General features: G+C 72.6%; 10 protein-coding genes. 6 read left to right on the top strand and 4 right to left on the bottom strand.

Translation table 11 applies throughout. From position 1 onward, the window contains the following. Positions 1–79 precede the first annotated feature (79 nt). A complete protein-coding gene (locus AB0B14_RS17710; RefSeq protein ID WP_357523011.1) occupies positions 80–769 on the bottom strand; it encodes a TIGR03089 family protein in 690 nt (229 codons plus the stop codon). 154 nt (positions 770–923) lie between these two features. Here AB0B14_RS17710 and AB0B14_RS17705 point away from each other — a divergent pair, with 154 nt between their 5' ends. Further along, positions 924–2,069 carry a glycosyltransferase family 1 protein gene (locus AB0B14_RS17705; RefSeq protein WP_357071622.1) on the top strand — a complete coding sequence of 382 codons (1,146 nt, stop codon included), beginning with the start codon at positions 924–926 and terminating at the stop codon, positions 2,067–2,069. A gap of 61 nt (positions 2,070–2,130) precedes the next feature. After that, positions 2,131–3,222, top strand: a complete 1,092-nt coding sequence (locus AB0B14_RS17700) for a sugar phosphate nucleotidyltransferase (RefSeq protein WP_357071625.1) — start codon at positions 2,131–2,133, stop codon at positions 3,220–3,222. On the opposite strand, the gene AB0B14_RS17695 is transcribed toward AB0B14_RS17700, so the two are convergent. Then, a complete protein-coding gene (locus AB0B14_RS17695) occupies positions 3,191–3,799 on the bottom strand; it encodes an NUDIX hydrolase (RefSeq protein ID WP_357523010.1) in 609 nt (202 codons plus the stop codon). The genes AB0B14_RS17700 and AB0B14_RS17695 overlap by 32 nt on opposite strands. Positions 3,800–3,838: 39 nt before the next feature. On the opposite strand from AB0B14_RS17695, the gene AB0B14_RS17690 reads away from it, so the two are divergent. Both AB0B14_RS17690 and AB0B14_RS17685 read left to right on the top strand, forming a co-directional pair. Next, the gene (locus AB0B14_RS17690; RefSeq protein WP_357071631.1) at positions 3,839–4,885 is read left to right on the top strand and encodes a hypothetical protein; all 1,047 of its coding nucleotides are present in this window, start codon (positions 3,839–3,841) and stop codon (positions 4,883–4,885) included. A 285-nt stretch (positions 4,886–5,170) separates the two neighbouring features. After that, positions 5,171–6,169: a winged helix-turn-helix domain-containing protein gene (locus tag AB0B14_RS17685; RefSeq protein WP_357523009.1), complete on the top strand. Its 999-nt coding sequence runs from the start codon at positions 5,171–5,173 to the stop codon at positions 6,167–6,169. A gap of 139 nt (positions 6,170–6,308) precedes the next feature. On the opposite strand, the gene AB0B14_RS17680 is transcribed toward AB0B14_RS17685, so the two are convergent. Continuing rightward, a complete protein-coding gene (locus AB0B14_RS17680) occupies positions 6,309–7,394 on the bottom strand; it encodes a coenzyme F420-0:L-glutamate ligase (RefSeq protein WP_357523008.1) in 1,086 nt (361 codons plus the stop codon). After that, positions 7,391–8,392, bottom strand: a complete 1,002-nt coding sequence (cofD, locus tag AB0B14_RS17675; RefSeq protein WP_357523007.1) for a 2-phospho-L-lactate transferase — start codon at positions 8,390–8,392, stop codon at positions 7,391–7,393. The genes AB0B14_RS17680 and cofD overlap by 4 nt, the downstream gene beginning before the upstream one ends. 98 nt (positions 8,393–8,490) lie before the next feature. Between cofD and AB0B14_RS17670 the strand changes: the two genes are divergently transcribed. Together AB0B14_RS17670 and AB0B14_RS17665 are read left to right on the top strand one after the other, a co-directional pair. Then, complete coding sequence (locus AB0B14_RS17670) at positions 8,491–9,549, top strand: hypothetical protein (RefSeq protein WP_357523006.1); 1,059 nt, start codon at positions 8,491–8,493, stop codon at positions 9,547–9,549. A gap of 232 nt (positions 9,550–9,781) precedes the next feature. Continuing rightward, positions 9,782–12,325, top strand: coding sequence for a bifunctional FO biosynthesis protein CofGH (locus AB0B14_RS17665; RefSeq protein WP_357071646.1), 2,544 nt, complete (start codon positions 9,782–9,784; stop codon positions 12,323–12,325). Positions 12,326–12,393 lie beyond the last annotated feature (68 nt).

The raw sequence follows: 12,393 nt of genomic DNA, 5'->3' as shown, positions 1-12,393 counted from the left end.
GCGCAGCAGTTGCCCACCACAACTCCATGATCGACGGGGTGGGTGGGGCGGGGTGGGTGGGGCGGGGCGGGTGGGGGGGTTACTGGAGGGTTTGGGTGACCTTTTCGGTGGTCTGGCGGCTGGCCACCTTCGTTGGGTCGAGGTTGGCGTTGAGGACCACGGTGGCGGCCCGGGTCAGGGGGGCCAGCAGCCAGTCGACCGGGTCCGGGTAGCGGGCGGCGTCGATGAGGACCCGAGCGCCGGGCTCGATGCCCAACTCGGTGGCGCGGGCCTCGGCGCGGGCCAGCAGGTGGGCGTCGGTGGGGCCCGGACCGGGCTGCGGGTTGAAGTGGTCGCCGTGCCGGCGTACCTCGACCACGTAGTCGGCGAACCCGGGCGGCACCTGCCGGAGCGGGACGGCGAGCGGGGCCAACCCGAGGGCGTAGCGTTCGTCGGCCGGCCAGGACTGGGCCTCGTCCAGCCGGTCGGCGGCGGCGAAGAGCACGTCCACGTCACCCGGTGTGTCGACGACGCTCAGCTTGGCCGACCAGCAGCCCAGCAGCACCGCAGCGGTCTGCCAGTGCGGTGGCAGCAGCACACCGGCCGGCGTGCCGGGGGCGAGGCCGACCTCGTCGACGAGCAGGTTGGCGGTCTTCGCCACCCAGTTCGCCAGGGTGGCGCCGGAGAGCTCGGTGCGGTCACCGCTGGCATCGTCGTACCAGGTGAGCAACGGTCGGGTCGGGTCGGTCGCGATCGCGTCGGCGAACACCCGGGCAATGTTGTCGGCCATCGGCGCGAACGATACGCCAGTGCGGGCCGTACTGAATGTCGATGACAACTCGGCGTACCGTCGGGTCGCAGTCAGCGTGGCCCCCGCGCCCCGGCGTAGGCTTGACCCCCGGAGTGTTGTTCCCCACAGACCCGCCAGTGCAAGGAGTCGCCCCGTGACCGCCGGTCGCCCGCCCCGCGTGCTCATCGACGCCACGAGTGTCCCCACCGACCGTGGTGGTGTCGGTCGATATGTCGATGGTCTGCTCGGTGCCCTCGGCAAGGTGTGCGGGTCGGGGGTGGAGTTGGCGGTGGTCAGCCTCCGCACCGACCTGGAGCGTTACACCCGGATGCTGCCCGGCGCGGAGATCATCCCGGCGCCGGCCGCCGTGGCGCACCGTCCGGCCCGGCTCGCGTGGGAGCAGACCGGCCTGCCGCTGCTCGCCCAGCAGGTGGGTGCCGACGTGCTGCACTCGCCCTTCTACACCTGCCCGCTGCGGGCCGGGTGCCCGGTCACGGTCACCGTGCACGACGCGACGTTCTTCACCGAGCCGGAGCACTACGACAAGTCCCGCCGCACGTTCTTCCGCAGCGCCATCAAGACCTCGTTGCGCCGCGCCGACCGGGTGATCGTGCCCAGCAAGGCCACCCGGGACGAGCTGATCCGGCTGCTCGACGCCGACCCGACGCGGATCGACGTGGCCTACCACGGTGTCGACCAGGCTGCCTTTCACGCTCCCACCGAGGAGGAGAAGGCCCGGGTCCGGGCCCGACTGGGGTTGGGCAACAGCAGCTACGTCGCCTTCCTCGGCGCCAAGGAGCCGCGGAAGAACGTGCCCAACCTGATCCGCGGCTGGGCGCGTGCGGTGGCCGACCGCGTCGACCCGCCGGCCCTGGTGATCGCCGGTGGCCAGGGGCACGACGACGACATCGACCGGGCCGTGGCCGAGGTCCCGTCGCACCTGCGTCTGCTGCGCCCCGGCTACCTGCGCTACGCCGACCTGCCCGGTTTCCTCGGCGGTGCGCTCGTCGCCGCCTATCCGTCCTACGGCGAGGGGTTCGGGCTGCCGATCCTGGAGGCCATGGCGTGCGCCGCCCCGGTGCTGACCACGCCGCGCCTCTCGCTGCCCGAGGTGGGCGGCGACGCGGTCGCGTACACCTCGGAGGACGCGGAGCAGATCGGCATCGACCTGGCCGCGCTGCTCGACGACGAGCAGCGGCGGTTGTCGCTGGCGAAGGCCGGTTTCGACCGGGCCAAGGAGTTCACCTGGGAGTCCAGCGCCGAGGTGCACATCACCGCCTGGAGTCGCGCCCGTTCGTGACCCCGGGCCCCTGGTGGTGACCCGTGCCACTGCCAGCAGGTGCGTCGGGCATGATGTGCGGATGCTTTATGCGGTCATTCCGGCAGGTGGCAGCGGCACGAGGTTGTGGCCGTTGTCCCGCGCCGGCCATCCCAAGTTCCTCCACCCGCTGACCGGCACCAGCTCCTCCCTGCTCCAGGCGACCGTGGAGCGGCTCGCGCCGCTGACCACACCGGATCGGACCCTTGTGGTCACCGGTGCGGCACACGTCGCGGCGGTGGCTCGGCAGCTGACCGGTCTGCCCGAGGAGAACATCCTGGTCGAGCCGTCCCCACGGGATTCCTGCGCGGCGATCGCGCTGGCCGCGGCGGTGATCGCGGTACGCGACCCGGACGCGGTGATGGGCAGCTTCGCGGCCGACCACCTGATCGGCGACCCGGGGAGCTGGGTCCGTACCGTTCAGGAAGCGGTCCGGGGTGCCGAGCAGGGGATGCTGATGACGGTCGGGATCACCCCGACCCGCGCGGAGACCGGCTACGGCTACCTGGAGACCGGCGAGGAGACCGACGACGCCCCCTGGCGGCCGGTGACCGAGTTCAAGGAGAAGCCCGACGCCGAGGTGGCCGAGGCGTACGTCCGTTCGGGCCGGCACCTGTGGAACGCGAGCATGTTCGTGTGGCGGGTGGACGTCTTCCTCGCCGAGCTGGCCCGCCAGCAGCCGGCGTTGCACGCTGGCGTCACCGCGATCGCCGCCGCGTGGGGCACCCCGGAGCAGGACGAGGTGCTCGGCGCGATCTGGCCGACGCTGCCGAAGATCTCCGTCGACTACGCGGTGATGGAGGGCGCGGCCACCGCGGGTCGGGTCGCGACAGTGCCGGGTGACTTCGGTTGGAACGACGTCGGCGACTTCCACACCCTCGGTGAGGTGCTGCCGGCCGACGAGGCGGGCAACGTGGTGCTCGGCACCGACGCCAAGCCCGGTGTGCTCCTACGGGACAGCGCCAACCTGGTGGTGGTGCCGCAGTCCGGTCGGCTGGTGGCCGTCCTCGGGCTGCGTGACCTGATCGTGGTGGACACCCCGGACGCGGTGCTGGTCTGCCCGCGCGACCAGGCCCAGGGCGTCAAGGCCCTGGTCGACGAGCTCAAGGCGCGAGGCGAAGAGGGCTACGTCTGAGGGCCGCGAGGGCCGGTGCGACAAGTTGCGCGGTCCCGCCGGCCAGCGGCTCGGGCAGTTGATCCGGCGGGAACCAGCCCAACTCCTCGGCCTCGTCGCTGATCTGCTCCACCGCACCGGGCGGCGCGACCACGACGAACCGGACGTCGAAGTGACGCGAGCCGCCCTGGCAGCGCACCTCGTGCACGTCGACATCGATCGGCACCGGGTCGATGCGCAGGTCGGCGATCCCGGACTCCTCGGTGGCCTCGCGGAGCGCGGCGGCCACCAGGGTCTGGTCGACCGGCTCGCAGTGCCCGCCGAGCTGCACCCAGAGCCCGAACTTGACGTGCAGACAGAGCAGCACCCGGGTGCCGGTGGCGTCCAACACCAGCGTGCTCGCGGTGATGTGTCCGGGGCGGTGTTGCCGGCTCATCGCGATCGGCCCGGCGTCGAGCAACGCGAGGGTCCGGTCCCTCGCCGCGGCCGCCCCCGGGCTGGTGGGCTGCCAGCCTTCGAGGAGCGCGACGGCGTCGGAGTGCAGCGGCGCGTAGGTCTCGGGGTCGGTCGGGTGGGCGGTGAGTGAGGTGTCGGGCACCCCGTCACTGTACGAGCGTGTGCTCCGTACGCTGGCGCGGTGACTCTGCGACTCGTCGAATTCGTGGTGGCCGGCAACGAGGCCAGCGATCTGCTGCCGGTGCGGTCGGCGGCGCTGCTGCGCGCGTACGGTGCGCGTCGGGGCTTCTGGACGGTGCTGGATGAGGGGCCGGTGGAGCGCTGCCTGGTGTTGCTGCTGGAACGGGACGACGGCGAGTGGACGTCCCAGCACGTGCGGGCGGACGCGGGCGTGGAGAACGGGCGGACCGAGGATGGTGAGGCGCTCGCCCACCACGACGGTTGGGTGTACGTCTTCGGCTCCCACTTCGGCTCGAAGGCTGGCCCGTTGCGTCCCCGGCGCGCCTTCGTGGCCCGCTTCCGGGAGGACGACGCGGCGGCCGGCCCGGTGCCGGTGCACGTGGTGCGGAACTCGTTCCGGCTGCACCGGGCGGTGAACGACGCTCTCGCCGGATCGCCGCTGACCCTGTTGCCACCGGGGGAACGGGTGCGGGCGCGGTTCATCGTCGAGACGTTGGCGAGGGGGACCGCCCGGGAGAAGCGCTGGGTGAGCCGGCTGGCCCCGGACGACCTGCCGTTGAACGTGGAGGCGGCGGCCTTCACCCCGGACGCGACGGTGCTGCTCGGGCTGCGGTTCCCGGTCACCGAGGCCGGTGAGCCGATCCTGGTGGAGGTGGCTGGTGTGCCGGACATGTTCACGGCGCAGCCGGCGTGGCCGCGGGCGTTGCGCGCGTACGCGTTGACCGGGGTCACCCCTGCGGGAAAGCTGACCGGGTTCCGTGCGATCACCCCGACGTCGGACGGCGGGTACGCGGCCGTGATCGGCTCGATCGACGCGCTGGGCAAGGGATCCGTGCTGCTCGACGACCATCCGGGCGGCGGTGACGTCACGTCTCGGCAGGTCCGCTTCCGGCTGCCGCGCGAGGGGTCGGACGACGCGTTTCGGCTGGTCGGGGAGTCGGTGGTGGACCTGGCGCCGTTCCACCACGTGGAGGGGCTGGCCGAGCTGGACGGGCGACCGTTCTACGTCACCGACGAGGATCACCGGGTCGCGCTCTGGGCCGGTTGAGTCGGATGGGTGACGCTGGGGCGGGATGACCGGACGGCACCTCTGCGGAGCAAGGGCCGCAGACCCTCGTGGTGCCGCCCGATCACCGGGGCCTCCCCGGGCCCGGTGCCCTCGGGCCGGCACGTCGAGGACGCACCGGCGCGGTGTTCGGGCACTGGAAGCATGGCGAAACGCTCCGGCGGCGTCGAGGTTTTTCAGTCCAGGCTTAAAGATGGAGATTAGTGCCGGCCGGGTAGAGTCGAACGGTCACCCGGCATCCCCCTGCTGGCGACACTGGAGCGCTCCATGCTGAAGATCCACTTTTCCGGGGAGGACATCCTCCGGACTCGGGTGGCGCCGGCGGCGGACCCGGTCTGGGAGCTGGTCCTCAGCCTGCACGCGTTACAGAGCCGCAACCGCGACCCGTTGACGGCACACTGGCGGCGCACGGTGTCTCAGGGGCTGCGTCAGGACGTCGCCTCCGAGCAGCTCCGGTTGCTCTTCGCGCTGAGCCCGCCGCGCGGCTACTTTCCCGACTTCCTCACCCCGTACGCCAGTGTCGACGGCATCGAGGCCGGGCTGGATGCGCTCCGCAGCACCCCGACCGGGATGCTCCGGCGAGACCTGAGCGTGCTCGCCGCCGAGAACCAGCTGCCACCCTCTGCCGCCGCGCTGGCCCGGGGTGAGGTGGCGGTGCTGCACCACCTCGCGGACTCGATGGTGCAGTATCGATCATTGGCGATCAACCCCTACTGGAGCCGCATTCAGGCGGCAGTCGCGGCGGACCGGGCCCGCCGGGCCAGGGCGTTGCTCGACGGCGGTGTCGAGAGCCTGCTCACCAGCCTCCGACCGGCCATGCGCTGGGACGGTGGGGTGCTTGAGGTCCGCAACTACCCGCACAGCCGGGAGCTGCACCTCGACGGCCGAGGGCTGCTGCTGGTGCCGTCGTTCTTCTGTGCGGACACACCTGTCGCCCTGCTCGACCCGGCCCTGCCGCCGGTGCTGGTCTACCGGGTGGACCGCCTCGGCGGGCTGCTGTCGGTCGACGACACCGGGTCGACCCGGTCCGCTGCTGCCCGTGAGTCGCTCGCCGCGCTGCTCGGCCGCACCAGGGCGGCGGTGTTGGAGGCCAGCGACGAGGGCTGCACCACCGGTGAGGTCGCCCGCCAACTCAACATCTCACCGGCGGCGGCGAGCCAACATGCCACGGTGCTGCGCAACGCCGGCCTGCTGGTCAGCCACCGGGACCGCAACAGTGTGCTGCACACGCTGACTCCGCTCGGCCGGGCCATGCTGGACGCCTGACCCGCCACCGGCCACCGGGCCGGCCGGGTGACCCGGCCGTCTCCCACAGCGCGGGCGCGGCGCTCGCCGGGCCGGGTGAAACGGCCGTCTGCCAGAGCGCGAGCGCGGCGCTCGCCGGGCCGGGTGAAACGGCCGTCTGTCAGAGCGCGAGCGCGGCGCTCGCCGGGCTGCCGGGGGGCGGCGGCAACAGGGTCGAGCCGACGCCCTGGGCGGCCAGGGCGACGCGCAGTCGGTGCAGGTCGGCGCCGAAGCGCACCAGGCCGATCGGGTCGACGGGGGTCGGGGCCGAGCCGAGCAGCAGGGTGGCCCCGTCCGGCCACCCGGGCATCTCGGCGACCAGTCCGGCGCGTACCTCGGCCTCGTCGACCAGGGTGAAGACCGTGCCGGGGGCGACCACCTCGGCGACCGCGTCGATCGCCCGTCGCACCGCGGTCAGGTCGGCCGGCGAGGGGCCGGGACCGTCGCCCAGGGTGGCGGCGTCGGCGAGCCCGGCGGCGCGGGCCTCGGCGGTACCGAGCGCGAAGAGATCCTGCGCGGCGTCGCGGATCAGCGCCCGCGCGCCGCCGGCGTCGTCCGGGGTCGGGGCGGCGAGGTAGCCGCGCACGACCGCGACGGGGACCTGATCGCACTTGCCCTTGATCAGCTCGCCGGCACCCGCCAGCTCGTCCACCACGGCCATCTGGGTCAACTGAAGCTCGTTGCCGTACGGGTCGACCTCGCCCCGGTGGTCGCGGATGGCCGGCATCCCGGCCACGCCCAGCGCCACGTCGGTGAGCCCGTTGCGCCAGGGCCGGCCCATGGTGTCACTGACGATCACGGCCACGTCCAGGTCGTAGCGCTCCCGCAACGCGTCGCGAAGCGCCCGTGCCGATGCGTCCGGGTCGACCGGCAGCAGCACCAGCTGGGTCTTGTCCACGTTCGACGCGTCGATCCCCGCCGACGCCATCACGAAACCGTGATGGGTCTGCACGATCCGGGTCGGCCCCCGACTGGCGACCACCCGGGCGGTCTCACCGGCCAGGACCTCGTCCCGTGCGGCCAGCCGCTCGGGCCCGTCCGCCGGGACGTCGACCAGCCGTCCCTCCGACTTCGAGACGATCTTGCTGGTGACCACCAGCACGTCTCCGTTGCGCAGCCACGGTGCCGCGGTCGCGATCATCGCGGCCAGGTCGTCACCCTCGGTCACGTGACCGATGCCGAGCACCGGCAGGATCTCCAGCCTCACGTCAACTCCACCGCGGCGCGGACCATGGCCGCCGTCGCCGCCTCGTCGGTCATCCGCAGCGGCACCGCGCGGACCGTCACCCCGGGCACCACAGTGTCGGCGTCCTCCTCGGCGACCAGCCAGCCATCGAGCAGGCCGCCCTCCGACCGGCCCCCGTAGAGGCGGCCCACCCCGGCGGCGCTGCACTCGACACCCAGCACTTCGAGACAGCGGTCGGCCATCCCCCGCACCGGAGCACCGGCGATGATCGGCGAGACGCCCACCACCGGCGCCGGGCCGTCCGCCACAGCCTCCCGCAGCCCGGGTACGGCCAGCACCGGCGCGACGCTCACCACCGGATTGCTGGGGGCGACCAACACCAGGTCGGCGGAGCCGATCGCGTCCAGCACACCGGGTGCCGGCTTCGCCGTCTCCGCACCGACGAAGACGAAGCGGTGGGTGCGGATGTCAGCCCGGTAGCGTACCCACCACTCCTGGAAGTGGATCGCCCGCTGACCCTGCTCGTCCTCGATGGTGCTGGCGCTGTTCGCGAGTGCGGGGCTCGCAAGCCCACTCCTCCCGCTCACGACAGCGTGCGTCTCCAGGCGGTCGTCGGTGGCCGGCAGCAGACGTACGCCCGGCTCCCAGCGGGTGGACAGCGCCTCGGTGACCGTGCTCAACGGGTAACCGCCGTTGAGCATGGTGCTCCTGACCAGGTGGGTGGCGATGTCCTTGTCGCCGAGGCCGAACCAGTCCGGCTGTGCCCCGTACGCGGCCAACTCGCCCTTGACCGTCCAACTCTCGCCGACCCGGCCCCAACCCCGCTCCGGGTCCGCGCCGCCGCCGAGCGTGTACATGACGCTGTCCAGGTCGGGGCAGATCTTCAACCCGTGCAGCCACAGGTCGTCGCCGACGTTGACCACGGCAGTCACGTCCGCGCCGACCTCGCGGGCGTACGCCCGGACGCCGAGCAGGAACCGGGCGCCGCCGATCCCGCCGGCCAGAACCACGATGTGCATGTCGACCATCCTCGCGCACGTGACGCCTCCGGTCCGCCGCTGACCCAGGAGACTAGGCTCACGTGCGCCCTGTCCGATCCGGCCCCGAGGGGGAGCTCGTGACCAGCCCCGCCGAGCCCGCGTCCTCCGACGCGACGCAGGCCCGTCAGCTGACCAAGCCACTACGCGAACTCGCCGCGCTCGCGTTGCTCGGCGCCAATGCCGTGTTCCTCTTCGTGGGCCTGCTCCGGTTGATCGCCCCGAACGGCTCCTTCACCGAACGTGCGGGCGACGCCTTCGACAGGTTCGTCGGGCTGGAGGCGGTGGTCCTCCCGCTGCTGGCCGTACTGCTGGCCACGCACATCTCGCCGGTGGTGCCGAAGGCCAAGCTGATCACGCAGGTGGCCCTCGGTGAGTACGCGGCCAGCGCGGTGATCGGCACGCTGACCCTGCTGATCTCGACGGTGGGCCGCCTGGCCGATGCCAGGGTGCTCGACGCACTCCTCGGTGTGCTCGACCAGATCGCCTGGATGGTGATCTTCGCGGTTGCCGCCTGGGTGGTCTACACCGTCTGGCGTGCCCGCTACTACGTGCCGCGGCCCAAGCCCCAACCGGGCGTCTACGGCCAACCGCAGGCAGGCTGGCCGCAGCAGCAGGGTGGTTGGCCGTCTCCGGGGCAGCCCGGTGGCCAGCCGCAGGGCGGGTGGCCCGCTCCGGGCCAGTACGCCCAGCCGTCCCCACCGTTCCAGGCCCCACCGTCGGCCCCGTCCCACCCGCAGTCCGCGCCGCCGTTCCAGGCCCCGCAGTCGGCGCCCCCGTTCCCACAGTCGGCCCCGCCGCACCCGCAGTCCGCGCCGCCGTTCCCGCGCTCGGCCCCGCCGTCGCCCGCCGCGCCGCCGTTCGGGCAGCCGCCGTCGGCGGACCCGACCCAGGCGATTCCGCGCCCGTCGGCGGACCTGACCGAGGCGATTCCGCGTCCGTCGGCGGACCCGACCCAGGCGATTCCGCGCCCGTCGGCGGACTCGACCGAGGCGATTCCGCGTCCGTCGGCCGAACCGACCCAGGCGATTCCGCGCCCGTCGGCCGACCCGACGCAGGCGATTCCCCGGCCCGCCAATCCGGACGACGACCGTACCCAGCACATCACGCCCGGCGAGCGCCCCGACCAGCCGCGCTGAGTCGGTCTGCGGGGTGATGACCTCATGATCAGGTGATGAAAAGTAGGTCGGCATCGGTCCTCACACCTACTTTTCATCACCTGATCATCGCGCTCAGGGGAGCCGAGGCCGGCTGGCGCTGGGCAGGGTCGCCTCAGCTGAGCACCGTGCGCACGGGGAACCCAGGTGGGCCGTTTCTCACGGTCCGGCACTGGTCGGTCGGGCGGGCTCGCGCTGCGCATAGGCTGAGCGGATGGTTGATCGCACCCAATCCGGCCCGAGCGACGCTAGCGTGCGACGGGCCCTGGGCCGGGCCGCGACCGGGCGGGCGCTGGACGTCGACGAGGCGACCGCGCTGCTGTCCGCCCGTGGTGACGCGCTCGACGAGCTGCTCCGGGTGGCCGGTGGCATTCGTGACGCCGGGCTGCGTGACGCCGGGCGGCCGGGCGTGGTCACGTACTCGAAGAAGGTCTTCATCCCGCTGACCCGGCTCTGCCGGGACCGCTGCCACTACTGCACGTTCGCCACGGTGCCGCACCGGCTGCCGGCGCCGTTCCTGGATCGCGACGAGGTGCTCGCCATCGCGCGGGCCGGCGCCGCCCAGGGGTGCAAGGAGGCCCTCTTCACGCTCGGTGACCGGCCGGAGGAGCGCTGGCCGGCGGCCCGGAGCTGGTTGGACGAGCGCGGCTACGACTCCACACTGGACTACCTGCGGGCCTGTGCGGTCGCGGTGTTGGAGGAGACCGGGCTGCTGCCGCACCTCAACCCCGGTGTGCTGTCCTGGTCGGAGTTGCAACGGCTCAAGCCGGTCGCGCCGAGCATGGGCATGATGTTGGAGACGACCGCGACGCGGCTCTGGTCGGAGCCGGGCGGCCCGCACTACGGCTCACCGGACAAGGAGCCGGCGGTGCGGCTGCGGGTCCTGGAGGACGCGGGCCGGGTGGGGGTGCCGTTCACCACCGGCATCCTGATCGGCATCGGCGAGACGCCGGCCGAGCGGGTGGACGCGCTCTTCGCGATCCGTCGCGCCCACCGGGAGTACGGGCACCTCCAGGAGGTGATCGTGCAGAACTTCCGCGCCAAGCCGGACACGGCGATGCGTGGCATGCCCGACGCGGAGCTGCACGACCTGGCCGCCACGGTGGCGGTGGCCCGGCTGCTGCTCGGCCCGAAGGCCCGCATCCAGGCCCCGCCGAACCTCATCGCCGGCGAGTACGACCTGCTGCTGCGCGCCGGCATCGACGACTGGGGTGGCGTCTCGCCGCTCACCCCGGACCACGTCAACCCGGAACGCCCGTGGCCGCAGATCGAGGAGCTGGCCCGGCACACCAAGTTGGCCGGGTTCACGCTGCGGGAGCGGCTGACGATCTACCCCGAGTACGTGCGCGCCGGCGACCCGTGGCTCGACCCACGGCTGTTGCCGCACGTGACCGCGTTGGCCGACCCGGCGACGGGCATGGCTGTCGAGTCGGCGCTGCCGCAGGGGCGACCCTGGCAGGAGCCGGAGGAGGTGTTCGGCGGGCGGGTCGACCTGCACGCCACCATCGACACCACCGGCCGCACCGAGGACCGGCGGGGCGACTTCGACAGCGTCTACGGCGACTGGTCCGAGGTTGCCGGCAAGGTCACCCCGGAGGCGACGGCGCGTCGGGCGGGCGTACCCCCGGTGGCGGCCGGCAGTGGCGCGGACCGTGACCTGGCGGCCGGGCTGCGGTTGGCCGCCGACGACCCGGCGGCGCTGCTCGACCCCCGGCACGGTGACGCCGCGCTGGCGCTGTTCGGCGCGGACGGGCCAGCCCTCGACGAGCTGTGCCGGCTCGCCGACGACGTGCGCCGGGACGCGGTCGGCGACGACGTGACCTACGTGGTCAACCGCAACATCAACTTCAGCAACGTCTGTTACGTGGGCTGCCGGTTCTGTGCGTTCGCGCAGCGTGAGCGGGACGCCGACGCGTACCGGCTCTCCGTCGACCAGGTCGCCGACCGGGCCGAGCAGGCGTGGGCGGCCGGTGCCAGCGAGGTGTGCCTGCAGGGCGGCATCGACCCGAAGATGCCGGTCACCGGGTACGCCGACATCGTGCGCGCGATCAAGGCCCGGGTGCCCGACATGCACGTGCACGCGTTCTCGCCCATGGAGATCGTCACCGCCGCCGCGAAGGCCGGGGTGCCGGTGCGTGACTGGTTGCTCCAGCTGCGCGAGGCCGGGCTGGACACCATCCCGGGCACCGCCGCCGAGATCCTCGACGACGACGTGCGCTGGGTGCTGACCAAGGGCAAACTCCCGGCCGCCGCCTGGGTCGACGTGGTCAGCACGGCCCATGAGCTGGGCATCCGGTCCAGCTCCACGATGATGTACGGCCACGTCGACCACCCCGGGCAGTGGCTGGCGCACTACCGGGTGCTGGCCGGTGTGCAGGACCGCACCGGTGGGTTCACCGAGTTCGTGGCGCTGCCGTTCGTGCACACCAATGCTCCGATCTATCTGGCTGGCATCGCCCGGCCCGGGCCGACCTGGCGGGAGAACCGGGTGGTGCACGCCATGTCCCGGCTGCTGCTGCACGGTCGGATCGACAACATCCAGTGCTCCTGGGTGAAGCTCGGCGACGAGGGCACGGTGGCGATGCTCCAGGGTGGATGCAACGACCTGGGCGGCACGCTGATGGAGGAGACCATCTCCCGGATGGCCGGCTCCGACAACGGTTCCGCGCGTACCGAGGAGCAGTTGCGGGCCATCGCGAAGGCTGCTGGTCGTCCGGCGCGCAAGCGGTCGACTGCGTACGGTCACGTTCGACCCTGACGTCGAACCTTTCCCCGCCGCCGGCCGTACCACGCGGTGCCGGCGGCGGTCGCGGCGAGGATCGCCGC

This window comes from Micromonospora sp. NPDC049171, from assembly GCF_040648275.1.
Lineage (GTDB): Bacteria > Actinomycetota > Actinomycetes > Mycobacteriales > Micromonosporaceae > Micromonospora.
This window is presented reverse-complemented; position numbering and strand designations above follow the sequence as displayed.

Excerpts from the sequence above, each read along its gene's own strand:
- AB0B14_RS17710 (WP_357523011.1), bottom strand. The coding sequence starts at position 769 with ATGGCCGACAACATTGCCCGGGTGTTCGCCGACGCGATCGCGACCGAC.
- AB0B14_RS17665 (WP_357071646.1), top strand. The coding sequence starts at position 9,782 with ATGGTTGATCGCACCCAATCCGGCCCGAGCGACGCTAGCGTGCGACGG.
- AB0B14_RS17685 (WP_357523009.1), top strand. The coding sequence starts at position 5,171 with ATGCTGAAGATCCACTTTTCCGGGGAGGACATCCTCCGGACTCGGGTG.
- cofD (WP_357523007.1), bottom strand. The coding sequence starts at position 8,392 with ATGCACATCGTGGTTCTGGCCGGCGGGATCGGCGGCGCCCGGTTCCTG.
- AB0B14_RS17700 (WP_357071625.1), top strand. The coding sequence starts at position 2,131 with ATGCTTTATGCGGTCATTCCGGCAGGTGGCAGCGGCACGAGGTTGTGG.